The organism is Streptomyces sp. NPDC002958, from assembly GCF_055563255.1.
Window position 1 is genome coordinate 63194 of record NZ_JBVHDS010000010.1, and the last position, 24664, is coordinate 87857.

The 24664-nt window shown below is 69.9% G+C and carries 22 protein-coding genes and 3 pseudogenes; 11 read left to right on the forward strand and 14 right to left on the reverse strand.

Annotation, left to right across the window (positions count from 1 at the left end; all coding sequences use genetic code 11):
• Positions 1-768 carry an HpcH/HpaI aldolase family protein gene (locus ACZ3IC_RS19345; protein ID WP_467417664.1) on the forward strand — a complete coding sequence of 256 codons (768 nt, stop codon included), beginning with the start codon at positions 1-3 and terminating at the stop codon, positions 766-768.
• 190 nt (positions 769-958) lie between these two features.
• Here the strand turns inward: ACZ3IC_RS19345 and ACZ3IC_RS19350 are convergent, their stop codons facing one another.
• A complete protein-coding gene (locus tag ACZ3IC_RS19350; RefSeq protein WP_467417666.1) occupies positions 959-1180 on the reverse strand; it encodes a hypothetical protein in 222 nt (73 codons plus the stop codon).
• Positions 1181-1318: 138 nt separating this feature from the next.
• On the opposite strand from ACZ3IC_RS19350, the gene ACZ3IC_RS19355 reads away from it, so the two are divergent.
• A complete protein-coding gene (locus ACZ3IC_RS19355; protein WP_467417668.1) occupies positions 1319-2416 on the forward strand; it encodes a baeRF2 domain-containing protein in 1098 nt (365 codons plus the stop codon).
• A gap of 252 nt (positions 2417-2668) precedes the next feature.
• On the opposite strand, the gene ACZ3IC_RS19360 is transcribed toward ACZ3IC_RS19355, so the two are convergent.
• On the reverse strand, positions 2669-3121 hold the full coding sequence (locus ACZ3IC_RS19360) for a YbhB/YbcL family Raf kinase inhibitor-like protein (protein WP_467417670.1): 453 nt from the start codon (positions 3119-3121) through the stop codon (positions 2669-2671).
• A gap of 109 nt (positions 3122-3230) precedes the next feature.
• Here ACZ3IC_RS19360 and ACZ3IC_RS19365 point away from each other — a divergent pair, with 109 nt between their 5' ends.
• On the forward strand, positions 3231-3773 hold the full coding sequence (locus ACZ3IC_RS19365; RefSeq protein ID WP_467417672.1) for a nucleoside-triphosphatase: 543 nt from the start codon (positions 3231-3233) through the stop codon (positions 3771-3773).
• Positions 3774-4009: 236 nt separating this feature from the next.
• Here ACZ3IC_RS19365 and ACZ3IC_RS19370 read toward each other — a convergent pair whose 3' ends face one another.
• The 8 genes and pseudogenes from ACZ3IC_RS19370 to ACZ3IC_RS19405 all read right to left on the reverse strand — a co-directional run bounded on the left by ACZ3IC_RS19370 (position 4010) and on the right by ACZ3IC_RS19405 (position 11691).
• Positions 4010-4792: a GntR family transcriptional regulator gene (locus tag ACZ3IC_RS19370; RefSeq protein ID WP_467417673.1), complete on the reverse strand. Its 783-nt coding sequence runs from the start codon at positions 4790-4792 to the stop codon at positions 4010-4012.
• Positions 4793-5077: 285 nt separating this feature from the next.
• Entirely contained in the window at positions 5078-6046 is a 969-nt protein-coding gene (locus ACZ3IC_RS19375) for a sulfite exporter TauE/SafE family protein (RefSeq protein WP_467417675.1), read from the reverse strand.
• Positions 6043-7470: an MBL fold metallo-hydrolase gene (locus ACZ3IC_RS19380; RefSeq protein WP_467417677.1), complete on the reverse strand. Its 1428-nt coding sequence runs from the start codon at positions 7468-7470 to the stop codon at positions 6043-6045. Before ACZ3IC_RS19380 ends, ACZ3IC_RS19375 begins: the two co-directional genes overlap by 4 nt.
• Positions 7471-7673: 203 nt before the next feature.
• Positions 7674-8873 (reverse strand): NAD(P)/FAD-dependent oxidoreductase, encoded by a 1200-nt coding sequence (locus ACZ3IC_RS19385; protein WP_467417679.1) that lies wholly within the window; start codon positions 8871-8873, stop codon positions 7674-7676.
• Positions 8874-9141: 268 nt separating this feature from the next.
• Positions 9142-9376, reverse strand: a pseudogene (locus ACZ3IC_RS19390) (IS630 family transposase); the annotation flags it as partial.
• A gap of 247 nt (positions 9377-9623) precedes the next feature.
• Positions 9624-10007 (reverse strand): hypothetical protein, encoded by a 384-nt coding sequence (locus ACZ3IC_RS19395; RefSeq protein WP_467417681.1) that lies wholly within the window; start codon positions 10005-10007, stop codon positions 9624-9626.
• A 246-nt stretch (positions 10008-10253) separates the two neighbouring features.
• A complete protein-coding gene (locus ACZ3IC_RS19400) occupies positions 10254-11270 on the reverse strand; it encodes a proline racemase family protein (RefSeq protein WP_467417683.1) in 1017 nt (338 codons plus the stop codon).
• 196 nt (positions 11271-11466) lie between these two features.
• Entirely contained in the window at positions 11467-11691 is a 225-nt protein-coding gene (locus ACZ3IC_RS19405; protein WP_467417685.1) for a DUF5996 family protein, read from the reverse strand.
• Between the two features lie 31 nt (positions 11692-11722).
• On the opposite strand from ACZ3IC_RS19405, the gene ACZ3IC_RS19410 reads away from it, so the two are divergent.
• The 7 genes and pseudogenes from ACZ3IC_RS19410 (at position 11723) to ACZ3IC_RS19440 (ending at position 21844) form a co-directional block, all read left to right on the forward strand.
• Positions 11723-12583, forward strand: a complete 861-nt coding sequence (locus ACZ3IC_RS19410; RefSeq protein WP_467417687.1) for an ABC transporter ATP-binding protein — start codon at positions 11723-11725, stop codon at positions 12581-12583.
• A complete protein-coding gene (locus ACZ3IC_RS19415) occupies positions 12580-13560 on the forward strand; it encodes an ABC transporter substrate-binding protein (RefSeq protein ID WP_467417688.1) in 981 nt (326 codons plus the stop codon). Before ACZ3IC_RS19410 ends, ACZ3IC_RS19415 begins: the two co-directional genes overlap by 4 nt.
• Positions 13561-13564: 4 nt before the next feature.
• The gene (locus ACZ3IC_RS19420; RefSeq protein WP_467417690.1) at positions 13565-15631 is read left to right on the forward strand and encodes an iron ABC transporter permease; all 2067 of its coding nucleotides are present in this window, start codon (positions 13565-13567) and stop codon (positions 15629-15631) included.
• A 59-nt stretch (positions 15632-15690) separates the two neighbouring features.
• Positions 15691-15849 (forward strand): annotated as a pseudogene (locus ACZ3IC_RS19425) (type II toxin-antitoxin system Phd/YefM family antitoxin); the annotation flags it as partial.
• Positions 15850-16303: 454 nt separating this feature from the next.
• The gene (locus tag ACZ3IC_RS19430) at positions 16304-20020 is read left to right on the forward strand and encodes a S8 family serine peptidase (RefSeq protein ID WP_467417692.1); all 3717 of its coding nucleotides are present in this window, start codon (positions 16304-16306) and stop codon (positions 20018-20020) included.
• A 407-nt stretch (positions 20021-20427) separates the two neighbouring features.
• A pseudogene (locus tag ACZ3IC_RS19435) lies at positions 20428-20613 on the forward strand (transcriptional regulator); the annotation flags it as partial.
• Positions 20614-21001: 388 nt separating this feature from the next.
• A complete protein-coding gene (locus ACZ3IC_RS19440; protein ID WP_467417693.1) occupies positions 21002-21844 on the forward strand; it encodes an ATP-grasp domain-containing protein in 843 nt (280 codons plus the stop codon).
• A gap of 352 nt (positions 21845-22196) precedes the next feature.
• On the opposite strand, the gene ACZ3IC_RS19445 is transcribed toward ACZ3IC_RS19440, so the two are convergent.
• Entirely contained in the window at positions 22197-22682 is a 486-nt protein-coding gene (locus ACZ3IC_RS19445) for a GNAT family N-acetyltransferase (RefSeq protein WP_467417694.1), read from the reverse strand.
• A gap of 102 nt (positions 22683-22784) precedes the next feature.
• Complete coding sequence (locus ACZ3IC_RS19450) at positions 22785-23096, reverse strand: DUF4234 domain-containing protein (RefSeq protein ID WP_467417927.1); 312 nt, start codon at positions 23094-23096, stop codon at positions 22785-22787.
• On the opposite strand from ACZ3IC_RS19450, the gene ACZ3IC_RS19455 reads away from it, so the two are divergent.
• The gene (locus tag ACZ3IC_RS19455; RefSeq protein ID WP_467417695.1) at positions 23044-23283 is read left to right on the forward strand and encodes a DUF6368 family protein; all 240 of its coding nucleotides are present in this window, start codon (positions 23044-23046) and stop codon (positions 23281-23283) included. The genes ACZ3IC_RS19450 and ACZ3IC_RS19455 overlap by 53 nt on opposite strands.
• On the opposite strand, the gene ACZ3IC_RS19460 is transcribed toward ACZ3IC_RS19455, so the two are convergent.
• Both ACZ3IC_RS19460 and ACZ3IC_RS19465 read right to left on the reverse strand, forming a co-directional pair.
• Positions 23184-23837 (reverse strand): enoyl-CoA hydratase/isomerase family protein, encoded by a 654-nt coding sequence (locus ACZ3IC_RS19460; RefSeq protein WP_467417697.1) that lies wholly within the window; start codon positions 23835-23837, stop codon positions 23184-23186. The two genes, ACZ3IC_RS19455 and ACZ3IC_RS19460, sit on opposite strands and share 100 nt — an antisense overlap.
• Before the next feature lie 211 nt (positions 23838-24048).
• A complete protein-coding gene (locus ACZ3IC_RS19465) occupies positions 24049-24654 on the reverse strand; it encodes a GOLPH3/VPS74 family protein (protein WP_467417699.1) in 606 nt (201 codons plus the stop codon).
• Between the last annotated feature and the right edge of the window lie 10 nt (positions 24655-24664).

Consider the following 24664-nt stretch of genomic DNA (forward strand, 5'->3'; position numbering starts at 1 on the left):
ATGCTGCGCCCCAACGCCGTCAAGGCGAAGCTCGCCGCGGGCGAAGAGGTCGACGGACTGTTCTGCTCGATCCCGGAGCCGTCGGTCGTCGAGATGATCGGCTGCGCCGGATACGACTTCGTCATCCTCGACACCGAACACGCCCTGGTCGACCCACAGACGCTGGAGAACCTGATCCGGGCCGCCGAAGCCGTCGGCCTCACCGCCTTCGTCCGCGTACCCGAGGCCGACCCCGGCGCGGTGCTGCGGGTGCTCGACGCCGGAGCGATGGGAGTCGTGATCCCGCATGTGCGGCAGCGCTCCGACATGGACCGCGCGATCCGCGCCGCCCGCTACGCCCCTGAGGGCATGCGCTCCCTCGGGGGCGGGCGGGGACCCGGCTTCGGCGCGATCGCCCCGCTCGACTACACGAAGCGGGCGAACGCCGAGATCGCGGTCATCGCGCTGATCGAGGACCGCGAAGGAGTCGACGCGATCGACGAGATCCTCGCCGCCGGCGGCGTGGACCTGGTGCTGCCGGGCCCGGCCGACCTCTCGCAGTCCTACGGCGTGCCCTGGCAGCTCACCCACCCGTTGGTGCGCGAAGCCGTCAGCACGCTCCGCGCCTCCGGCGCCGAACACGGCGTGCCGTTCTGCGCCATGGCCCGCACCCCCGCCCGGCGGGCGGAGTGGCGGGCCGAGGGCGTACGGGCGTTCGTGACCGGCGAGGAACGCGACCTGGCCGCCCGCGCATTGCGCGACCACCTCGCGGCGCACCGCTCGGTGTAGCCCGCGCGCCGTGCCAACAGCGCCTCGGCAATCCACGGGCATGGAGGCGTTGCCGCTCTCGACGACGCAGTCCTCACCGGGGGCGAGGGGGGATTGCGGCTGGCTGTCGCCGGGCTCGGCCGTGTCCGGCTCCGCCCGGGGCAAGCCGGGCCGAGCCGGGGGTGACCGCGCGGCCGGGCACGGTGCCTGCTCACCGGTTCTCCGTCCCGCAGTCGTCGGACGAGACAGCCGGACCGGCCGTGCCGGCCGTGCCTGACGGGAACCGCGAGGGAGGCCAGGCGCTGTTCCAGGGCCTCAGCGAAGTGGGGAACAGGTGGTCGCGGGTGCGGATGGAGCGCTGGTAGGTCATGGCGCCGTGGCCGAGAACCAGGTACTCGCGGGACGGGATGGGCCCGGCCTGGGCGGCCGTCATCGCCGCTCGCCTCGTCCCGGCTGCTGTCGGCCGGCGCCTGACCACCCCGCGTTCCGCACCGCTTTGTGCTAGTCGAGCTCCATCGTCTTCTGGGGCGCGCATCATCAAAGGAGGCTGAACCATCGACGAGGAGTGGCGATGAGGTTGTCGTTCCTTGAACCCCTCTACGCGGAGCCGGGCCCGTTCGCCTCCGTGTACCTGGACACTTCCCGAGACGTCGAGCATCCCGAGCGGGCGATCGCGCTGCGCTGGCGGCGGCTGCGCGAGAGTCTGTCCCGTCAGGGCTCGGACCGGGTGCTGCTGAACGTACTGGAGGAGGCGGTCGGCGCCGACACAGGGGTGCCGGGGGTGCACGGTCAGGCCATCTTCGCCGCCCACGGCACGCTTGTCCTGGACGGGGAGCTGCCCAGGCCGCCCGAGCACGACTCCGCGCGCTACAGCACCCTGCCGGACGCGATGCCCCTGGTAACCCAGCACGTTCCGGAGATCCCCTACATGGCCGTAGTCGTCCACTACGGCGGCCTTCCGACCGCCGAGACTCACGGCTGGGTAACTCTGGAGGCGGAGACCGGCACCTGGCCCGCGTCCACCGTCATGCCGGGTGAGCGGCTGCACCGCAGGGTCGCGGTGGCGACCTGGCACCGCACCTCCCTCCGGCTCGGCCACCGGCTGGACGAACGGGCGCGGCGCGCCCATGCCGACGCCGTCGTCGTGGGCGGGGACGAGTGGGCGTGCAACGTACTGATCCGCCGCCTGCCGCACACCCTGCGGGACAAGGTCGTACGAGTGGGCGGCCGAACGCCCACCGACACCGGACGCGCCCTGTTGGAGCCGCAGCTCGACGGCGTCTTCCGCGGCCGCATGGCCGCACACGACCGGGAACTCGTGGACATCTTCATCGGTCGGCGTGCCCTGAACGGACCCATGGCGGAGGGGCTGGCCGCCACCGTCGCCGCCCTCCAGCGCGGCCAGGTCGCGGCACTGCTGCTGAACCGGCCGCCAGGGTCTTCGCTGCGGCTCTGGGCGGGCCCCCAGCCCACTCAGCTCGCCCTGACCGAGGCGGAGCTGATGTCCTTCGGCGTGCGGGCCCCGCGCGCAGAACGCGCCGACGAGGCCCTCGTCCGGGCCCTCGTCGGCACCCGTGCCGAGCTGGTCGTCGTACCGGAGAGCGAGCTCAGGCTGTACGAGGGCGTGGGCGCCCTGCTGCGATACACCGACCCGGGGACCCTGTCCTGACACCGGCGCGCAGCGCCTCCTGGATCACGGGTCGCCCCTTGCGCCCGACCCCCGGATCGCACCGCGCGCGGAACGTGCCGACACTGGGCTGGAGCGGCAGCGCGGCGGATGAGCGGCATGCAAAACACCCGGCGCGTCGTACTCGTGAGCCCGGCGGCGGGCCCGCAACCTGGTGCACCGCAGGACGGTCACCGCGGCCCGGTTCGCCCCGCCGCTGTAAGGCGCCCATGGCTACGCCCAGCGGTGACGCGCTCAGCGCTGATAGGTCCCGACCAGGGTGCCGGAGGCCAGCTCCCTGCCCTTCAGGGCACGGTGCACGTCCTCGGCGCCCGGGTGGTCGTGCAGCGGCAGCGGCTCGGACAGGGCGTACAGGCGAAAGAAGTAGCGGTGCGGCCCGTACCCCGGTGGAGGCATCGGCCCTCCCCAGCCCACGCGACCGAAGCCGTTGGGCCACGGCAGGCCCCCGTGGGGCTTCTGGCCCTCCGCCGCCCCGGTGGTCCCCGGATCGATGCCGGTCACCAGCCAGTGCAGGAAGGTCGTCCCCGGCACGTCCGGGTCCTCGCACAGGAGCACCAACTCCGTGGCCTCGTGGGGCACCCCCGACCAGGTCAGGGGCGGTGAGATGTTCTCACCCTCCCCGCTGTACCGACGGGGGATCACGGTTTTGTCGTCGAACGCGGTGCTGCTGAGTTCAATTCCGCTCATGCCCGCCGCCATACCCGCAACGGCGACACCGGCACCAGTCCGCACCCCAAAACCCCCGTTCGGCCGAGCCCACCCGAGCCGCCTCCGGAAGCGGGGTGAAGATGGCAGTGTGCCGACCAGGATCCTGCTCGAGGGCCGCCCTGGCGCGGGCAAGACGACCGCTCTCCGTCGGCTGGCCGCGCTGCTGCCCACCCACGCGGCCACCGGCTTCACCACGGAGGAGATCCGGCAATCCGGCGCCCGCGTCGGTTTCGCCCTGGAGACCCTGGCAGGCCGGCGGGAGGTACTCGCCCATGTCGACCTGCCCGGTCCGCCACGGGTAGGGAAATACGGCGTCGACCTGGGCGTCATGGAACGACTGGCGCTGCCGTCGCTTCGGCCGGCAGCAACCAGGGAGGCAGCAGGGCGGCTGGTGCTCATCGACGAGCTGGGGCGGATGGAACTGGCGTGCACGGCGTTTCGCCACGCGGTCAACGCGCTGTTCGTCGCAGAGGTCGACGTCGTCGCCACGGTCCACGCACACCGCGATCCGTTCACCGACGCCCTCAAGCGGCGCGCCGACATCGAGGTCGTCCAGCTCACTCCGGCAAACCGGGACGTCCTGCCGCGGGAGCTCGCGGCCCGGCTGCAGCAGCCATCTGGTCCGGCGTGAGCGGCAGCATCGAGAACATGCCCTTCTGCCGTACGGGCAACGTCGCCTGCTCCTCGTGGCCGAGCGCGCGGAGATGGGCGACGAGGTCCGCGCGGTTGGCCGTGATCCGATGGCGCATGCCATCGAGTTCCCCCAGCCACGCGGCCCGCGGCCGCTTGTCCTCCAGGACGGTGGCGACGACGGCGGCACCGTGCTCGGGCGGCACGCTCCGTCGGGCCCCGAGGAGCGATTTCGGGTCAGGGCGTACGTACCGGAGCGCCGAGCCGGTAGCCGTCGTCGGCGGAGAACGCGGCGGCGACGGCGAAGCGATCCGCTCGGACGAGCGTTTGCCGCCACTCGACCTGGCGGAGGCCGGTGTCGTGACCGAGCCTGTCGATCGCGAACAGCGCGGTGGACTCGGGGCAGTCGAGCAGGGTGCGCTCTCCGCGGCCGGGCGTGACGGCCCGAATGCGCTCCCAGCCGCCGCTGATGCGGGTGCCGCAGTGGCGTTCGAGCTCGTCATAGAGCGAGGTGCGGGTGAAGTCGATGTCCAGGAGCGGGCGGGCCACGTCCGCAGGAAGCCACACGCGATCGACGGCGAGCGGCTCCTCGTCGGCGAGACGGAGACGTTCGAGGTAGACAAGCGGTGTGGATTCCTCAAGTCCCAGACGGGCAGCGATGACACCGTCGGCGCGCTGGTCGAGCACACGTACGACGCTGCGCTGGACGGCGCCGACCTCCTCGACAGAACGGAAAAGGCTGTACGCCTCACCGACCTTCTGCTCCAGCGGGCGGCCGGCAGTGAACCGGGAGACTTTGCCGCGCCGGGCGGTGACGAGGCCCTCCGCACGCAGCTGACGGAGGGCCTCGCGGACCGTGTGCCGACTGACCTGGTATTCGGCAACGAGGTCGTGCTCGCCGGGGAAGACATCGCGGAACTCGCCATCTTCGAGACGGCGCAGCAGGTCGGCGCGCAGCTGTGCCCATAGCGGCTTGCCCGCGGATCGGGTGAGGGAACGGGGGCCGGGTCGGGAGGTCACCGGTGCCCTCCTGGGGCTCGGGGGTCGGACGGATGCCACTGGCACAAGTTGGATGTTCGTACATTTGCAGGGGCGGTGCAAACCCGCGCTCACCGGCTCCTCGGACAATGATGCGTTGACCTGGCCCGCAGGGGTGGCGGCCCGAGGTGACCGGCACCCGTACCTCCGGGCGGGTTCCGGACGCCAAAGGCCGCGCGACGGGCTCGGATGCCCGTCGCTCAGGCGGCAGCCGATCAGCAGTGACCGTCACCCGCCGCGGCACCAACCGCAGCCGTGCGGCGAACCTCAGACGAACACATCGATGAGCATGAACGCGGCCACCGCGAGCAGCAGGGTGGCGAAAGTCCGCTGCAGGGCGGCGCCGGAAAGCTTGGCTGCCAGCCGCTTGCCGTTCCAGGCGCCGAGGATGGCGGCGCCCACGAACGGACCGACGATCGCGAGGTCGAGGGACATTCCTCCGGCCGCGAGGCGGGTGGCGAGGGACGCGACCGAGTTGATGAGGATGACCACGAGGCTGGTGCCGACGGCCTGCCGCATCGGCAGGCGGAGCACCGAGACCAAGGCGGGTACTGCAAGGAAGCCGCCGCCGACACCCAGCAACCCGGTCACTGCACCCAGGCCGGCTCCGGCCGCGGCGGTGCGCAGGTACCCGGCCCGGCCGACGGACCTCCCGGGGCCGTCAGCGCCGCCCGCCTCTTCCGGCACGGGACCGCCCGCACGCTTCGTGGCCGCACTGGTCACGTCGGTCGTTCGGGGTGCCGCCCGGACGGCGGTCGCGTCCGCGAGCCCGGGCCGGCTGGAGTGGGACGCGACGGCCCCCACGGCCGGCCCGGGTGCGGTGGTCTGCGAGGCGGCCGTCTCGGATGCGGCAGCCCAGCGGGTCCCGTGCGCTGCGCGGAGACCACGCAGCATCACCGCGGCGGCGAGAGCGGCCAGGACAGCGAACGCGGTGGTCAGCACGGCCTGCGGGATGCGGTGGGCGAGCATGGACGCCCCGATGGCGGGTGCCACGCCGGCCGCGGCGAACAGGGCGCCCGTCCGCCAGCGGATATTGCCGGTGCCGACGTGGCGGGCGAGGGCGGTGACGGAGGTGACGGTGACGACGACCAGACTGGTGGTCCCGGCGTCGGCGGGTGCGACGCCCAGGACATACACCAGGGCTGGGACCGCGAGGACACCCCCGCCACCGCCGAGCGCGCCGAGAGCCAGGCCGACCACGCCTCCGCAGAGCAGGGAGAGGATGAGCTCGCTCACGCCGGGACGCCACCCGGGGTCGTGTCGGTGGGGTGCGCGACCTCACCGCGCCAGGCGGAGAAGCCGCCGCGTAGGTCGGTGGCCTCGAAGCCGCGGGCGCGCAGTACGGACGCGGCCACCGACGAGCGGTTGCCGCTCGCGCAAAGCACGGTCAGCGGCTGGTCGGTCGGCAGCTCACTGAGGCGGCCGACCAGTTCGGGCAGCGGGACGAGGCGAGCGCCGGGGATGGTGCCGCTTTCACGCACCTCGCCCCGGCCGCGCACGTCCACCAGCTCGAAGTCGTCCGCGCCCTTGGCGAGCCGGTCACCGAGGTCGGCGGCCTCCACGCGCACGGCGGCGGTCAGATATTCGGCGCCGACGGCGTCGACCGGGGTCGTCAAGGCGCCGAGGACGCGGTCGAAGCCGATGCGGGCGAGACGGTTGCGGGCCTCGCGCGCGGTGGCCGGGTCGCCGCACAGGATGATGCTGTCCCGGGCGTCGAGCACCTCGCCGGCGAGCTCGGCGAAGCGTCCGCCGAGGGGGACGTTGACCGCGCCGGGCAGGTGGGCGGAGGCGAACGACTCCGGGTCCCGCGTGTCCAGGACGATGACGCCGCGCGCCCGGGCGTCGAGGAAGGCGTCCGGGGTGAGGGAGACAACAGGGGTGTTTTCGTCCAGGACTGGACGGGCCTGGCGGTTGCGCACGGATGTGAAGGCGAAGTAGGCGGGCGCGGCGGGCTGGCCTTCGGTCACAACGGAGACGAACTCGTCCTCGGTCATGTCGGCCAGGGCGTAGTTGCCCAGGCGCTGGTTGCCGATCGTGCAGCTCAGGTCGGTCGAGAGGTTCTTTCCGCAAGCCGAGCCGGCCCCGTGTGCCGGGTAGACACGTGTGTCGTCCGGGAGGGTGAGCAGGCGCTCGCGGGTGGAGTGGTACAGGGCGCGGGCCATGTCCTCGGCGGACCGGCCGCGGGCGCTGAGCAGGTCGGGACGGCCGACGTCGCCGATGAACAGCGTGTCGCCGGTGAGGACACCGTAGGGGATGGCGTCGTCGGCATGTTCGCGTACGACGACGCAGATCGACTCGGGGGTGTGGCCGGGGGTGTGCAGGATCTCCAGGTCGACCTCGCCGAGGCTGAGGTGCTCGCCGTCGTCCAGGGGGTCGGTTTCGAAGTCGAGCGTGCCGGCGGAGCCATAGGAGATGCGGGCGCCGGTGCGCTCGGCCAGCTCCAGGTGACCGGAGAGGAAGTCGGCGTGGATGTGGGTCTCGAGGACCCGCTCTATGGTCAGGCCGTGACGCTCGGCGGTGGAGATGTAGTCGTTGACGTCGCGCTGCGGGTCGACCACAACGGCCCGGCCGGTGGTGCGGTCGCCGACGAGGTACGAGGCGTGGGAGAGGCAGTCGAGGTAAAACTGCACGAAGACCAGCGGTCCGGTGTGGTTCGGCATGACGGGCTCCTGAGGATGAGCGGTGACGGGTGCGCCGGGGCATCGGGCCCGGGGCGCGGGTGGCGGGTCGGTGGGGCCGCGCGTCACGGATGCGGCGCGGCGACGGCTAGGTGGCCAGGGGCAGGGTGGCGATGTACGCAGGGCCGGGACCGCGGGTGCGATCCGCCGGGTCTCCGGTCGGGTTCCCGCTTTCCGGTTTCGGATCAGGCGAGCCCGCGGAGCATGAGGTTCCAGTAGAGGAACGGCAGGCCGCGCCGCTTGAGGTACCACATGTCGGTGCGTTCGCGGATGGTGTCGATCACCGGGATCGACGGGGTGGGCTGACCGCTGTAGTCGAACTCGGCGAGCAGCATCTTGTTGCGGGCCGTGGTCAGCGGGCATGAGGAGTAGCCGTGGTAGGCGGCCGTGGGTTCCCGGCCGTTCATCGTGGCGAGGAGGTTCTCGACGACCACGGGCGCCTGCTTGCGCACGGCGGCGCCGGTCTTGGAGTTCGGGGACGATCCGACGTCGCCGAGGGCCCAGACGTTGGGGTACCTGACATGCCGCATGGTGTGCTTGTCGATCTCGACGTAGCCGGCCGGGTCGTCGGCTCCGGCGAGCGGGCTGCGCTTGATCCAGTCAGGGGCGCTCTGCGGTGGGACGAGGTGGGCCATGTCGTACGGCAGGGTCTTCGTGCCCCCGGTGCCCAGGTCGGTGACGACCACCTCGCGGGCCTCGGGGCGCACCTCGGTGACCTCGCTGCCGTAGTGGACGTTGATGCCGTACCGGCGGACCACGTCGTCGAGCACGCGCGCGAACTCCGGAACGCCGAAGATGGCGGCACCGGGTATCACGAGGTGGATGTCGATCCTGTCGAGGACGCCCTGTTGCCGCCAGTAGTCGGCGGCGAGGTACGCGATCTTCTGCGGGGCGCCGCCGCACTTGATGGCGCCCGTCGGCATGCTGAACACCGCACTGCCCGAGCGGGTCCCGCGAATGAAGCGCCAGGTCGCGGGAGCAGCGTGCGGCAGGTAGTTGCTCGACAGGCCGTCCTTGCCGAGCCCGGCCTCCAGGCCCGGCACTCGATCCCAGTCCAACTGGATGCCGGGGCAGACCACCAAGTGGTCGTAGGAGACGGTGCCACCGTCATCCAGTGTCACCTCCTGGGCTTCGGGGTCGATGGAGACCGCGGCGCGGCGGATCCACCGCACGCCCTTCGGCATCACGGTCTCCTGCGGGCGGATGCTCTCCTTCAGCGGTGCTCGTCCGCCGCCGACCAGCGTCCACAACGGTTGGTAATAGTGGTGAAGGCTTGGGTCGAGCACTGCGACGTCCTTTTCACCGGCGCGGCGGAGCCGAGCCGCGACCGAGATACCTGCGGTCCCGCCGCCGATGATCACGGTCCGGTGGCGCTGCTTGGTCACCAAGAGAACCCTCCCGATCGAATGTACGTACATTCAAGTTAGGCGGCGCAACTCCGGCGCGCAAGCCGCCTGAGCAAATTTCACATCAGTTGTACGTACATTTATCTTGCGCTCGGCTGCGCGCCTGTCCGCCTCGCGCGTGGCCGAATCGGCCTCCTCCCGGCTCGGACGGCGTGCCCCGTCCTCCGGCAGGGATCTCTCCCACGACCTGGTGCTCGATCTCGTCGCCGACCGCACCGGCGAAACGACCGTGGGCGGCGGCGCCAGTGCCCTCGTGGGCGGACAGGTTGTCCGGAATCACGCAGATCGGGGCGGGCGGCGCGGATCGACTTCAGTGCGGCCAGGGTGTTTGCGGCGCCGCCCTTCTTGCGGCGGTTGACGCCCCACAGGCGGTCGTCACCGATGGAGTAGCAGCCGTGGAAGTAGCACACCCCGTGGGTGCGGTGGTAGGTGGCCGGTAGCCGGTCGGGGTGCCCCTGCTCGGCCCAGCCGGCGCCTGTGCTCGCGCCGCAGCGTACGACGCGGCAGCCGATGCGGGCGCGGTAGACCGGTTCGCGGGGCGCGGCGGCGAGCACCGCGCCGGCGGCCAGGTGGTCATCGTCGGCCTCGCATTCGTGGTGCGGAATCAGGGCGGGCCGCCGCCAGAGCGTTGTACGGCGGCCTGTGAATACGCGTGACTGAGCACTCCACCTGGCGGGACTCGCCAGCTGAAGCGCTCATTTCGAAAGCTTCCGACCAGCCACCAGGGGGTCAAGGCGGCGTCGCACGGAAGAGGGCGAGGAGGGCCTGAGCCGACGGAGTGTCTGCGTCGAAGAACTGCGTGGCCAGCGTGGGTGGGACGGCTGTTCCGTGCATGCGGATCTCGTGGCAGCTGAAGCAGAACGCCGCCTCGAAGAGGGCCAGATCGAGGCACTCCTCATACGCGCGAATGCTCCAGCCCGGTGAGAAGCGACAGCGGTGCCGTTCACCGCTGGGCAGGGACCCGATCAGGGTCAGGGCGTTGGCTGCTTCGTTCCCGGCCCAGTAGGCGACCGCTTTGCCGGGGTACGGGGCGCCCCGTTCGATCGGGAGGGCGGAGATCCGTACGACCTCGATCAACACGGTGGCGGCCACGGCTTCGGCGGGGATCTGCATGAGGACAGTCTCCCCGCCGAACTGGTCGGCCGAGTCTGCCCGGATCTTGTCCGGCCTGCAGCCGAGCCGACCCTGCCGACCAGAAGCCATACCGCTGGCCTGTCCGCCAAGTCGACTGCCCACTCGCCAGGTGAAGCGCTCCTGACTTTGTTGGCGGGTTGATTCCGGTCCTTCGCACGATCGGGATCGCCAGTCACGGCCAACTGCTTCTTAACCGTCGTATACCGCTGACGTTGTGACTGCCCCTCAGCGAAGCACGAAACCCGGCACCATGTCGTCGTCGGGGTCGACGATGAACCGGTGCTCGCCGGTCTGGTAGGCCCGGCCGGTGACCACCGGCACCACGGCCTCCCGGCCTGCCTCGTGCGTGGTCCTTTGCACCCGCGCAAGCCAAGTCGCCTCGGTGATCGAGCTGTGCGCGAGAACCTGGTCGGGCTTGAGCTGGCCGGTGGAATGCAGAGCGGCAACCCGCGAGCAGGTACCCGACCCGCAGGGCGAACGGTCGACCTCACCGTCGGCGAAAACGGTGACGTTGCGCTGGCGCAGGCTGCCGTCCGGACCGATCCCCTGGTCGTCGATATAGATGACGCCGTAAATGCCGCTCAGCCTGTCGTCGAGCGGGTGCTCGGCGAAGGCGGTGGGGTTGAGGAAGCTTTTGATCTCGCGGCTCAGCTCGATCAGCGCCGTAAGCGAGGCCACACTCACGTCGAGGCCGACCGCTGCGACCGGGACGTGAGCATAAATCGCGCCGCCGAAGCTGATCCCACACCGGACCTCCCCGCGCGAGGTCGGGACCGCCACCTCGTCGTGCAGGACGTAGCTGGCAACACTGACGAAGTCAACGCTGACGACCCGGTCGCCGTCGGTGGCCACATGGGCGCGGACCCGCCCCGAGGGCACGTCGATCACTACCTCCGTGACCCCGCTGGGATCGATCGGAACTTGGCCGCTACGCACCGCCCACGCGCCAAGAGCGATGGTGCCGTGACCGCATGCGGTCGAAAAACCGTCCTTGTGCCAGAAGAGCACACCGAAATGGGCCCCCGCGTCGTCGGGCGGAACAATGAACCCGCCGTACATGTCAGCGTGGCCGCGGGGCTCGGAGCACAGCAGGGCACGCAGCCCGTCGATCCCGGGATCGGAGATCGCGCTCACGCGCTTGTCCGCCACGGTGTCACCCGCGATCCCGGGCACGTCGGTGACGATCCGGAACGGCTCGCCGCCGGCGTGATAATCGACGGTACGGATGTCGGTGATGGTCATGGTTGGGTCCGATCCTGATACGGGACAGCGGGACGGGCCGTCAGGCCATGGGCACAGAGGGGTAGTCGACCGGCGGGGCAAGGTCTCCTTGGTCGACCGCGTGGACACCCGGCGTCTCCCGAGCCGACCTCATTGCCCGCGAGTGAACCATGTGACATGGCACAGTGCAATGACACATCCGGAATTCTCTGCAGAGCTACCCGCAGCGAACGCCGACAGTCACTACGAAGGGCCTGGGCACGTCTAGCCGCACCCAGATGCCCAACGTCGCCAGCGACTCCATGACCGCGTCGCGGAAGGAAGCAACGGACTGGCCGACGAGCGGAACGGAGATCTTCCGGCCATGCAGCGTCGAGACGACCAGCCGATGCGCGACGAAGTCGAAGCCAGATCGCGTTGCCGTCGACCTACCCCCCGCCAAGACGATTTTAGGTTAGGCTAACCTGTGTTGCGTGCATGTTGGTGAAGGAGATTCCGCGGCCACACACCCCCGTGGTCATGAACTGTCGGCCACGGGGGTCACCGTGGCGTACGACGGCGTCGATGTCGTACATGGCGCGTCGTTGACACTGCAGCCCGGCGAGGTGACCGTCCTGGTGGGACCGAACGGGAGCGGGAAATCGACGCTCCTGCGCACGATCGCGCGCCTGCAGCGGCCCAGGACCGCGACGCTCGTCATCGACGCCGACACCGACGGCCTCGCTCTGAGCCCCCGTGAGTTCTCACGCCGCGTCGCCCTGCTGACGCAGGGACGGCCCACGCCCAGCGGGCTGACCGTGCGGGACGTCGTCGAGTTCGGCCGCTACCCGTACCGGGGCCGCTGGGGCAAGGCCGACCCGGGCAGCCGGGCCGCCGTAGACCGCGCGCTCGCCATGACGGGCGTCGCGGAACTCGCCGACCGGGGTGCCGAGCAGCTCTCCGGAGGACAACTCCAACGCGTCTGGCTCGCTGCCTGCCTCGCCCAGGAGACCGGTGTGCTGCTCCTCGACGAGCCGACGACCTACCTCGACCTGCGTTACCAGGTCGAACTCCTCGACCTCGTACGCGACCTGGCGGACGACCACGGGATCGCCGTCGGCGCGGTCCTGCACGACCTCGACCAGGCCGCGGCCGTCGCAGATCGGATCGTCCTGCTCCACGCGGGACGGGTCGTCGCTGCCGGCCTCCCCGAAGACGTCCTGACGGCACAGCGACTGACCGATACGTACGGCATCCGTATCGAGGTCGAGACCGACCTGCTCACGTGCCGACTGCGCACCCGTGCCATCGGCCGACACCACAAGCGAAGCGAAAGGCTCAACACCCCCTCATGAAGCGCCTCCTCACCGCGGTCACCGCCACCGTCGCGGCCCTCACTCTGACCGCCTGCGGGACGACCGAGCCCGCCGCCGACGACAAGGCGAAGAAGACCGCCGAGCCCATCACCCTCACCGATGCCACCGGCACGAAGGTCGAACTCGACGGGCCCGCCAAGAGGGTCGTCGCAACCGAGTGGAACGTCGTCGAGAGCCTGGTCTCGCTGGGCGTCGACCCCGTCGGGGTCGCCGATGTCAAGGGTTACAAGACCTGGGACACCGCCGCCCCGCTGAAGAACAACCCCAAGGACATCGGCACCCGCAGCGAGCCGAGCATGGACACCATCGCCGCCCTGAAGCCGGACCTCATCGTCGCCACCACCGGCCTCCCGCCGGCCGCCACCAAGCAGCTGCGCAAGGTCGCGCCGGTCCTGGAGGTGAAGGCGGCCGACGCCTCCGACCCGGTCGGCCAGATGACGAAGAACCTCGACCTCATCGCCCAGGCCACCGGCACCACGGAGCAGGCCGAGAAGCTCAACAAGCAGTTCGACGCGAAGATCGCCGAAGGCAAGAAGGACCTCGCCGATGCCGGACTCGCCGGTGCGCAAATCGCCTTCGCCGACGGCTACGTCGTCTCCAACCAGGTCTCGATCCGGCCCTTCACCAGCGGCTCGCTCATAGGCGGGGTCAACGAGAAGCTGGGCCTGAAGAACGCCTGGTCCGTCAAGGGCGACGAGGAGTACGGCCTCGGCACCACCGACGTCGAGGGTCTCACCAAGCTCGGCGACGACGTGCATTTCGCCTACATCGGCAACGACGGCGACAAGAACAGCACCCCCTTCACCGGCGCGCTCGCCAATGACAAGGTGTGGACCTCGCTGCCGTTCGTGGAGAAGGGCAACGTCCACCGACTGCCCGACGGCATCTGGATGTTCGGCGGTCCCGAGTCGATGATGAAGTACATCGACTCCGTCGTCGCCGCGCTGACGAAGTAACACCATGGCCGTCACCACGAAAACTCCCGCCACCCGCCCGTCGGCGGCCCCGTCCCGGACGGGCGCGGCCGCGGTGACGGCCGCACTGCTCCTCCTCGTCGCGGGCCTCGCGCTCGTCGACATCACCCAGGGCACGGCCTCCGTCGGCGCACCCGAGGTCTGGAAGGCGCTCACCGGAAAAGCAGACCCCGCCGACGCGTCCGTCGTCATCGCCTCGCGACTGCCGAGGATGGCCGCAGGGCTGCTCGTCGGCATCGTGCTCGGAATGGCGGGCGCCGCCCTGCAGGCGGTCAGCCGCAATGTCCTCGCATCGCCCGACACCCTCGCCGTCAACGCCGGCTCCTACCTGGCCCTCGGGCTGGTCGCCGCCACCGGCGTCTCCCTCCCGCTGCTCGCCTCCTCCGGCGTCGCCTTCGTCGGCGGCCTCACGGCGGCGGCCGTCGTGCTCGGGCTGTCCGGCCTGGGCGCCGGCACCGTCCGGCTCGTGCTCGCCGGCAGCGCCCTCACCCTCGGCCTTACCGCCGTCACCGAGGGACTGCTCCTGCTGTTCCCGCAGCAGACCGAGGGCCTCTACGAGTGGAACCAGGGCAGCATCTCCCAGAACGGGTTCGACGGCGTGCTGCAGATGGCACCCATCGGCGTCGCCGGCCTCGTCGGGCTGCTGCTCCTCGCCCGCCGGGTCGACGCCCTGGCTCTCGGTGACGACGCCGCCCGCGGCCTCGGTGTCCCGGTGGGCGCCACCCGCGTCACCGCGGTCGCGCTCGCGGCCCTCCTCTCCTCGGCCGCCGTCACCCTGGCCGGCCCGATCGGCTTCGTCGGCCTGTGCGCCCCCGCCCTCGTCCGCCCCCTCGCCCGCCGGTTCCGCGCGTTCTCCCGAACCCGTGTGGCCATTCCCCTCGCGGGCCTCGTCGGCGCCGCCCTGGTGCTCGGCTCGGACGTGCTGCTGCGCACCCTGGTCCCGGCGGACACCGCCGTCACCGTGCCGACCGGCGTCGTCACCAGCCTCGTCGGCGCCGTCTTTCTGATCGTCATGGCCACGCGGGTCCGGGACACCGCCGAAGCCCCCGTGGCCGACCGGCTGCGTATCAGGAGCCGGACCGTCTTCCTCACCAGCACAGCCGTCCTGGTGGCCCTTGTCGTCGGCGTCACCATCGCCGCCGTCCTGCTGGGCGACGCCAAGCTGCTCCTGGGCGACGTGGCCAACTGGGTACAAGGCCGCGCCGGGCAGACCACCACCTTCGTCCTCGACACCCGAGTGCCCCGCGTCCTCGCCGCCCTCCTCGCGGGCGCCGCACTCGCCCTGGCCGGGACACTCGTCCAGGCCGTGACCCGCAACCCTCTCGCGGAACCCGGCATCCTGGGTGTCTCCCACGGCGCCGCGCTGGGCGCCGTGCTGCTCGTGACGACGGTGCCCCAGGCCGGGTCGTGGAGCGTGGCCGGTGCGGCGTTCGCCGGCGCCGCGGTCAGCTCCGTCCTCGTCTTCGGACTCGCCGCGCGGGGCGGATTCCGGCAGAACCGGCTCGTCCTCGTCGGGTTCGGTGTCGCGACCGGGGCGGGCGCCCTGATCAGCCTGCTCATCATCCTCACCGACCCCTTCAACGCGACGAAGGCGCTCACCTGGCTCTCGGGCTCCACCTACGGCCGGACCCTGCCCGATGTGGTGCCCCTCGCGGTCGCTCTGGCCGTGGGCGTGGCCGTCGCGGTCGCGCGGCATACCGAGCTCGACCTCCTGTCGCTCGACGAGGACACCCCCAGGCTCCTCGGGCTCGACCTCGGACACGGGCGCCTCGGCTTCCTCGCCCTGAGCGTCCTGCTCAGCGCCACCGCCGTGGCCGCCGCCGGCACCATCGGCTTCGTGGGACTCGTCGCCCCTCACGCGGCCCGTGCCCTCGTGGGGCGGCAGCACGCCCGCGTGATTCCGGTCGCGTTGCTCCTCGGCGCTGCCCTCGTCTGCACCGCAGACTTCGTGGGCCGCACCGTGATCGCACCGGCCCAGCTCGGCACCGGCCTCATGACCGCCATGATCGGCACGCCGTACTTCCTCTATCTGCTCGTACGCAGTCGCCGGTAGTACGGGGACGGCTCCCCGCCGCCCGCACGACTCACGGCGATCAGTGGAAACCACCAAGGCTCCTGACGTCCGAAGAGGACTTCAGCTCCTGGACGAAGACAGTGCACCTCCTGCGCTCCCCCAAGAACGTCCGTCGCCTGCTCGGCTCTATCGCCGAGGCGGAGGCCGACAAGGCCGAGCATCGCGAGCTGATCGACCCCAACGCGGAGCGTGCGTGAAGATCTCGTTCACGTCCCCCGCCGGTTGTCCGGCCACATTTGTGTGCCGTTTTTATGTCATGGCAGAAACTCGACAACTCCAGCCAGTTGCCTTACCGGTACGGAAATCTCAGGATCTGCTGGTGTGTCAGGGACCTCCTTCTCGCGACGAGTAGAAGGCGATCACTGCATCTCTGACGCCAGATTCGCGGCGAACCCGAACAAAAAGGCATCTCAGGAGGGCTGGCACAACCACCCACCACGTACGACGCAGTGATCCGATGCGGCGCCGAATTCCCGTGACCGCGTGGCTTTCGTGCGCCCTTGTTCCCCCTCAGAGAAGGTCATCATTTCAATGAGACAGTCACGACTGGCTGGGCAGACCAGACACCCGGACCGCCCGGCCAGTTCCACACCCTACTGGCTGACATACCGTCCAGTAGGGACGGTCCTGGGCCTGCTGACCGCGGCGTGTGTGGCCGGAACGCTTGCCGTCCTCCCCGTCGCCGCCGCCGCCGAAACGCCGGCCACCCGGGCGAGCCAGCCACAGCAGAAGAGCCCCGTTGTCGCCACGCACAAGCTCACCCTCGTCACGGGAGAGGTGGTGACGTTGGAGCGTCACGCCGATGGCTTGCAGGCGGCGACGGTGGAGCCCGCGGCCGACGGTACCCCGGCGGCGTTCACCACCCTGAAGGTGGGTGACGAGGTCTATGTCATCCCGGACAAGGCGCAGCCTTACCTCGCTGCGAACGAGCTCGACCGTGAGCTGTTCAATGTCACCAAGCTGGTTGAGTACGGCTATGACGACGCGCGCCGTTCCGCCGTTCCTCTGATCGCGACCTACGGGGGCGCGCCGGGCAAGGCCGGCAAGGTGCTCAAGCGGGACGCGCCGGCTGGCTCGGTGAAGAAGGATGAGTTGCCCAGTGCCAACGCGGTGGCGCTGCACGCCGGCAAGAAGAAGGTGTCGGCGTTCTGGGAGGCGGTTGATGACGACAGCGCCGCCGCGTCGAAGGCGCCGAAGCTTGCCGGTGGGATCAAGAAGCTCTGGCTCGACAAGCCGGTGCGCGTGACGCTGGATCAGAGTGTGCCGCAGATCGGTGCTCCGGAGGCGTGGGCGGCCGGCTATGACGGCAGTGGCACGAAGGTGGCCATCCTCGACACGGGTATCGACCCGGACCACCCCGATGTGGCGGGGCAGGTGAAGAAGGCGCAGAACTTCACCGATGACCCTGACGCGGTCGATCACCACGGTCACGGCACGCATGTCGCCTCGACCATCGCCGGCTCGGGTGCCGCGTCGGGCGGCAGGCTCAAGGGTGTGGCGCCGGGCGCCGACCTGTACATCGGCAAGGTCCTCAACACGGCCGGTTCGGGCTCCGAGTCGATGGTCATCGGCGGCATGGAGTGGGCGGCGGCCCAGGGCGCGGATGTCATCAGCATGAGCCTGGGTGGTTCGGTCCCCAGCGACGGCACCGACCCGATCAGTCAGGCCGTCAACCAGCTCACCGAGTCCTCCGGATCCCTGTTCGTCATCGCGGCCGGCAACACGGGCCCGGGCAAGGGGACCGTGAGCTCGCCCGGTGCCGCCCAGGACGCACTGACCGTCGGCGCGGTGTCCAAGCAGGACCAGCTCGCGAACTTCTCCAGCCGCGGCCCGGTCAAGGAAACCTTTGCGGTCAAGCCGGAGATCACCGCACCGGGCGTGGGCATCGTCGCCGCCCGCGCCGCCGGCACCTCCATGGGTACGCCGGTCGACGCCAACTACACGGCGGCCAACGGCACCTCGATGGCCACCCCGCACGTGTCCGGCGCAGCGGCGATCCTCGCCCAGCGCCACCCCGACTGGTCCGCCGACCGGCTCAAGCAGGTGCTGGCCAGCACCGCCAAGCAGGGCTCGTACAACGCCTACCAGGGCGGTAACGGCCGCGTCGACGTGCCCAAGGCGATCGACGCCGAGGTCTACTCCAGCCCCGCCGTCATCAGCATGGGCAAGAAGTCGGCCGAGAGCGCACCGGTCACCAAGACGATCGACTACGTCAACACCTCCACGGCGGACACCACGCTGTCGCTCCGCCTGCTCAGCCGCGGAGAGACGGCACCCCCGCCGGACGGCATGTTCACGCTCAGCGCCAACAACGTGACGGTCCCGGCCAACTCCACCGCCAGCGTGACGGTGACCTACCGTCCCGAACTCGGCGCCATGGGCGACTACACCGGTGTCATCACCGCCACCGCGGCCGACGGCACCGCGATCCGCACCACCGTCGGCGCCACGAAGGACGTGCCCACCGTCGACCTCACTCTCAACACGATCGACCGGAACGGAGACCCGGCCCTCGGCGAACTCACGGTGTTCGACCTGGACAACGGCGTCGTCCGCCAGGTCTTCTCCCAGGGCGGAACCAAGACCGTCGCACTGCCGCAGGGCCGCTACTCCGTCATGGGCTTCGTGTACACGACGGACAAGGTAACCTCCCGGACCCTGAACCACACGCTCGCCGGTGAGCCCGTCGTGGATCTGAAGACGGACCAGACGATCACGATGGACGCCCGGCTGGGCAAGGAGGTCAAGGTCGCGACCCCCAAGGAGTCCGAGGCGAACGGCTACAAACTCGGGTACCGCCAGCAGCTCCCCGGCAAGCGGGGAATCGACTACATGAAGGCCGCATCCGACCCGCTGTGGGACCACGCCTATGTGGTGCCCACCGCGCCAGTGACGGACGGCACCTTCGAGTTCAACTTCCAGCAGCGCAGGTACTCGCCGGTGATCCGGGCGTCCATTGCAGGGCAGGGAGGCGCGCTCCCACTCGAGCCGGTGGTCTATGCGGATTGGTTGTACGGCTCCAGCAAGCTCCGGGCGGTCGACGCCGGCACGGGACGGCCGGAGGACCTGGCCGGCAAGGACCTCGACGGCAAGCTCGCGGTCGTCACCCGCGACGCCACCCGGAAGGCCGTCGACCAGATCGCCGCAGTGGCCGGCGCCGGTGCGAAGGCAGCGATCATCGTCAACGACCGGCCCGGCCCCTATTACGCCGGCGTGCCACGCTCCACCGGCTCTGCCATCCCGGCCTGGACCCTCACCCAGGACGAGGGCGCGGTGCTCTTCGGCCGGATGGCCGACGGTCCCACGCGGATCAACCTGCAGGGCATCAAGAAAGACCCCTCCGTGTACAACATCGCGCTGATGGTTCCCGGTGGGATCCCGGCCGACCCCACCGACGCGGTCACCAGGAAGAACTCGGCCGTGGTGAAGTCCCACTACCGCGGCACCAACGGCACTCTGCTCGGCGACACCACCTCGGCGATCCGCCCGGGAGAGGGCACGATCTTCCAGTTCGTGGAATCCTTCGAGGCGCCGCTTGACCGGGAGGAGTGGTACTCCACCGGCAGCAAGTGGCCGACGATGAAGGACATGGGGTGGTGGCACAAGGCCAACCCGGACCGCACCGACATCTTCCGCGTCATGCGTGACGTCATCCGCAACTACAGCCCGGGCGAGCAGCGCGAGGAGACCTGGCTGGGTGCGGCGAACGGCCCGGCCGGACCGGAGACCACCAACGCGTTCCGCGACGGTGACCAGGTCACCCTCAACATGTCGGAGATGGGCGACAGCGAGCCGGGACACCACGCCTTCTTCCTGAACGATGGCGACAACCTGGACGATGACGACAAGTCGACGGTGCGGCTGTACCAGGACGGCAAACTCCTCACGGAAACCAACCGGTTCGCGTGGACCACGGTGCCGGTCAGCCCTGACCCGGCGACCTACCGGATCACCAAGGACGCCGAGCACCGGGAGTGGTTCCCGCTGTCCACGAAGACCAGCACCGCGTGGACGTTCAAGTCCACCCGGCCGACGAACGGCCAGGAGGACCTGGCGCTGCTCTGGCCGGAGTACGGCCTGGACCTGGACGAAGAGAACACCGCCACGGGCGGCAAGAACTACCACTTCGACCTGGCCTTCGCCCTCCAGAACGGCGCCACCCCGGACATCGACGGGGTCGAGGTGGAGGCGTCCACCGACGACGGTGCCACCTGGCACCCCGCGAAGGTCAAGAGCAAGAGCGACGGCAGCTACAAGGTGTCCGTGAACAACCCGACTTCGGGCTACGTGTCCCTGCGCGTCAAGGCACAGGACACCAACGGCAGCAAGATCGAGCAGACCCTGATCAAGGCCTACGCCGTTCGCTGACCCTCACGGCAGCCCGTTCCTGACCGCACCCCTGGCACAAGGCACGCCCTTGCGCCAGGGGTGCACTCTTCCGGTCGAAAGCGTCACAGCTCAGGAGGCAAAGAAACGACCTTCTCTGTGCCGGTCATACTCCGATTCCGACGAGCGGGCCGTTGGTCACACGGTCGACGAACTCCAGGGTTGGACGCCGTGAAGACGCCGAGCGCCGCGACGATGGTCAGCAGCAGCGTAAAGACCGACGAGAAGCCGACCGACGGTAGTGGTGGCGGCACCCGGCGAGTCGCTCCTCGGAGACGGATAGAGGCCCGGGTCAGCTTCCTCGATCCCCCTGAGGTAGGCATGGGGGGTGAGCCGGACCGTGTAGTCAACGGCGCTTGCTGGCGTGCCCACCTGTACATTGACCAGCGCGACCCCGGCTGCAGCGGGTGGTGGAGTACCGGACGGTGAACGTCCGGAGCTGGGGGCGCATCGTCGAGGCCTGGGCATCCGGTGATCAGCAGGGCCTGGAAGACGCCTGGGAGGACGTCATCGTCGACCTTGGGCCGCAGTGGGGTCAGTACGAGTACGTCACCAACATCGGCTTCGCCGCCTGAACGACCTCCTGTGCGCCTTCTACGAGACCGCCCCTGAACTGTCCCACTCCGTCGTCGACGTCGAACCCCGACTGACCGACATGAGCACCCTGCTCGCCGGCTACGCCACCCGCTCGACCCGCCCCGGCCACGAGCAAGGCGCACCCCATGCCCCAGCGTGACCCCCGGTGCGTCTGATGACACGCGGCGGCGTATTCATCGTCAAATCGTGATCACGAACTCCCCTACTGAATAACCGAGTTACACTACCCCGCGCCCGGTTCTCTGGCAGAGGGCGACTGTGCTGAACGATGCCGTGCCAGCGGCCTTGTCTGACAACACAGCGCCGTGGTTCCGGCTTCGTTACGGCCCTTGCCTCTGCGGTCACGGCTCCGGTACCCCCGAACCCATGCTCACCATGCTCCAGCCGGCTGCGGCGTCGTACCGGGAATTCCTCGTCATGAACGAGGCGGTGACCCCGGGCCTCCTCGCCGAGCGCAAAGGGGCCTTCGTCCTCGCCGGCCAGGAGCCCGGGGTCCCGCTGGCCGACCGGCTTGCCGAGGAGCTCGGCCTGCGCGGCAACGGATCGGCCTTGTCCACGGCGCGGCGGGACAAGGCCCGCATGATCGACACCCTGGCCGCCGCCGGTCTGCGCACCGCGTCCCAACTGTGCACCGACGACGCCGTGGTTGCGGCGGCCTGGGTCGTGTCCGGCGGCCACTGGCCCTGCGTCGCCAAGCCGCTCTCCTCCGCCTCCACCGACGGGGTGCGGGTGTGCCGGACCGAACAGGAGCTGCGCGACGCCGTCGCCGGTGTCCTCGGCACCCACGACATCTATGGGTCCGCCAACGACCATGCTCTGATCCAGAGTTACCTCACCGGCACGGAATACATCGTGGACACGGTGCCGTGCGACGGCCGGCGGCGGGTCTGCGGGGTGTGGCGCTACGAGAAGCGGCTGTCCGAGCACGGCAGGCCCCTGTACAACCGCGACATCCTCGTCGACCCCGCCGACCCGGTGTGCGGACAGCTGGTGCCGTACGTCGAGAAGGTCCTGGACGCGCTCGGGATCGTCAACGGCCCCGCGCACGCGGAGATCATCGTGGGGGCCGACGGCCCCGCCCTGGTGGAGGTCGGTGCGCGCCTCAACGGCAATATGCACCCGGCCATGCACCAGACCTGCCTCGGCCTGGACCAGGCCCAGCTCACGGCACTCGCCTACGGCGATCCGGAGCGCTTCCTGAGCGGCTAGCGGACACGCCGTACTCGATCCGGCAGCCCGCGGTCGTGTACAACATCCCCACCTCGCTGTCGGGGCGGGTCGTCGGCGTCGACGACGCGGTCGTCTCCCGTATACGGGCCCTGCCCGGCGTGGTGGACCTGACCGTCAAGAAGAAGCCTGGCGACCGGATCAGCCCGACCGAGGATCTGCTCACCAGCCCGCTGCGCGTGTTCCTGACCAGCCAGGACACCGAACAGCGCTCGATCGGGACTACCTCTTGGTCGAGGAGCTGCGCGAGGACGTGTACACCGTCGAGGCGTGAGCATCCGTCCCCTCCCTCATGGCGGTGGCCCCGGCGCGGGGGCCACCGCCATGCGCGGCGTCAGAGCGGACGGAACATCATGTGCTGGCCGACGAGTCCTTCGTCGGGGTGGTCGAAGGCCAGCGGTGCGGTGCCGACGACCTCGAAGCCCAGCGACTTCCAGAGGTGCACCGCCGGCTCGTTGACCTCCACGACCGCGTTGAACTGGATGCCGCGGAACCCCTGTTCGCGGGACCATTCGATGACGTACTCGCCGAGCCGGCGGCCGACGCCCTTGTTTTGGTGGGCCGGGTCGACCAGGAATGAGCCCGTCCCGATGTGGGAGCCGCGTCCCGGCTTGTTCGGCCCCATCTTCGCCGAGCCCACGATCCTGCCGTCCACGACGGCGACCACGGTGCGTCCCGGCGGCTGCTCCATCCACCACGGCTTCGCCTCGTCGAGGCTCTGCCCCTCGGGGAACGCGTACGTACACCCCTTGGCCATGATCGCGGAGTAGAACGGGTAGATGCTCGGCCAGTCCTCGTCGGTGGCAATGCGAATCTCCATTCGGCACACGATACGTAGCGACCGAGCGGCCTGTCGCCCGTTCCCCGTCGAAGATCGCCGGGGAGCGGGCGACGGGCGAACGGGGGCCTGTGCCCGGGATGTTCACACCGCCAGCGATACCGCCGCGCCCGGGGCGGCTCCCGCGTGGGCCTCCGTGACCAGGTTCAGCTGGCGCTGCATGTACCAGGTGTTCAGGCCGAAGACGAAGACCAGCCACATGCTCGTCGCCTGGCTGCACGTCACCGGGAGGCCCGCCGCGCGCTGGGCGTTCGTTATGTCCTTTCCGGTGTTGTGGAAGGAGATCAGCGGCGCGATCAGGGTCCAGCCCAGGCAGATCAGGACCAGCACGCTGCCGCCCGGGTTGAGCGGGTGGCGGCGGTCGTACGCGTTCAGCACCTTGTGGGGGTACTGCACCCCGCGCGATGAGACGCCCGACGAGGCCGACCTCGCCAACGCGAGGGCACTGGTGGCATCCCTACCGGGGACGGTCGCGGAGGTCTCCTATGACACGGGCGGCGGTGGCCGCTGGTTCCGGCATGTCGGTGATGTGGAGTTCTTGACCGCCTGGCTGCGGCATCCGGACTTCCACCTGGTCAAGTAGCAGGCTCGGCCGCTCCCAGCCGTCGGCTCAAGCCGTGGGTCCTCGGACCCCAGGATCACCTGCATGGCCTGGCCGCGGCCGGCGAGCCGCACGAGCTGCTGCACCGCGCCCGCGCCGGGGAAGACGCCCGTGCCCACCTCCGACTGGCCGATCACCGCACGCTCAGCAGACGCGAACCGCATGTCCCACGCATACAGCAACTCCGCACCGGCGCCGCGCGACCGGCCTTCGAGGACCGCAATCGTCACGGGGCGCGCCTCACTGAGCCTGCGGAACAGCGTGCCGAGGCTGCTGTCGTCGGGCCCGCCGGACGTCGCCGCCATCGCCGTGTACTCGGCGTTCCGCTCGAGGTCGACGTGCGAGATGAAGAAGTCGGGGTCCCCGCTGCGGAAGACGACGACCCGCGCACTGCCGTGGGCCTCGGTGTCGTCGAGCAACGCGATCAGGTCAGCTACGAACCGTTCGTCGATCAGGTTGATCGGGGGATTGTCGATCGTGGCCCAGAGGACCCCGTTACGCAGTTCCGCTCGGATCGCCGAGTAGTTCCAAGACATGGTCTATGGCTCCTGTGTCCGACGGCTGCCCCGGACCATTTCAGACAGTGATCGTCGGCGGTTCGCGGTTGGTCCCAACGCTGGGGTCGATGAATGGCGCCGGTCCATGTCTGGACCGGTCTTGTTCCCAGGACCCCGCCGGGTGACGGGCTGGTGCGAGTCGAACGTCCCGGTGCTCGTGCACCGAAGAACTCACCGTCCCGCATCCCGGTCACGGCTCTCGCCAGATGTTGTCGAAGGCCGCCTCTTCGATCTGCCGCTGTTGCCGTACGGCTGCGAGTTCCGTCACTGCTTCGTTGACGCCGACCAGTACAGTGACGAGCGCGTCGGCGCCGGGACCCTCGAAGTCGTCGGCCGGCTCGTCGTGGACCCCCACGGCAGCCGCCAAGCTGGCGAGGACGGGCTCGCCGGACGTCCAGCGCTCGGCCGCGTGGCGACGGGACGGTGAGTCGGCCGGCGCTGTCCGGTCGATCCTGCGGGGAATCCAGCGGTGCCGTTGCCGGGTGAACGTCCCTTCTGCCTCCAGTGCGGCGCGGTAGGTCTCGGACAGGCCACGGCCTCGGCGCCACAGCCAGTCCTCGACGGACTCGTACGGCGCTTCGCGGTCGAGCGACGACACGGCCACGTCCAACAGGCGATCGTCCATGGCCCGCTGTGGGCCGGGCACGATGCGGTCGCCGTCAAGGGTGACGGCTCCGGCATTGACGAGGTCGATGAGTTCCGCCCCCGCGAGGGCCAGCGAGAGGTCGCCCCGTTCGACGGGACGGTCGGAGGCGATGTCCAAGGCGGCGATCAACAGGTCCCGGGGTGTGGTCATGTCGGACTCC

Bases quoted from the DNA above. Each gene is read 5' to 3' on its own strand.
- ACZ3IC_RS19345 (WP_467417664.1), top strand. From the start codon at position 1: ATGCTGCGCCCCAACGCCGTCAAGGCGAAGCTCGCCGCGGGCGAAGAG.
- ACZ3IC_RS19350 (WP_467417666.1), bottom strand. From the start codon at position 1,180: ATGACGGCCGCCCAGGCCGGGCCCATCCCGTCCCGCGAGTACCTGGTT.
- ACZ3IC_RS19355 (WP_467417668.1), top strand. From the start codon at position 1,319: ATGAGGTTGTCGTTCCTTGAACCCCTCTACGCGGAGCCGGGCCCGTTC.
- ACZ3IC_RS19360 (WP_467417670.1), bottom strand. From the start codon at position 3,121: ATGAGCGGAATTGAACTCAGCAGCACCGCGTTCGACGACAAAACCGTG.
- ACZ3IC_RS19380 (WP_467417677.1), bottom strand. From the start codon at position 7,470: ATGCCGAACCACACCGGACCGCTGGTCTTCGTGCAGTTTTACCTCGAC.
- ACZ3IC_RS19395 (WP_467417681.1), bottom strand. From the start codon at position 10,007: ATGCAGATCCCCGCCGAAGCCGTGGCCGCCACCGTGTTGATCGAGGTC.
- ACZ3IC_RS19400 (WP_467417683.1), bottom strand. From the start codon at position 11,270: ATGACCATCACCGACATCCGTACCGTCGATTATCACGCCGGCGGCGAG.
- ACZ3IC_RS19415 (WP_467417688.1), top strand. From the start codon at position 12,580: ATGAAGCGCCTCCTCACCGCGGTCACCGCCACCGTCGCGGCCCTCACT.
- ACZ3IC_RS19420 (WP_467417690.1), top strand. From the start codon at position 13,565: ATGGCCGTCACCACGAAAACTCCCGCCACCCGCCCGTCGGCGGCCCCG.
- ACZ3IC_RS19440 (WP_467417693.1), top strand. From the start codon at position 21,002: ATGCTCACCATGCTCCAGCCGGCTGCGGCGTCGTACCGGGAATTCCTC.
- ACZ3IC_RS19445 (WP_467417694.1), bottom strand. From the start codon at position 22,682: ATGGAGATTCGCATTGCCACCGACGAGGACTGGCCGAGCATCTACCCG.
- ACZ3IC_RS19460 (WP_467417697.1), bottom strand. From the start codon at position 23,837: ATGTCTTGGAACTACTCGGCGATCCGAGCGGAACTGCGTAACGGGGTC.
- ACZ3IC_RS19465 (WP_467417699.1), bottom strand. From the start codon at position 24,654: ATGACCACACCCCGGGACCTGTTGATCGCCGCCTTGGACATCGCCTCC.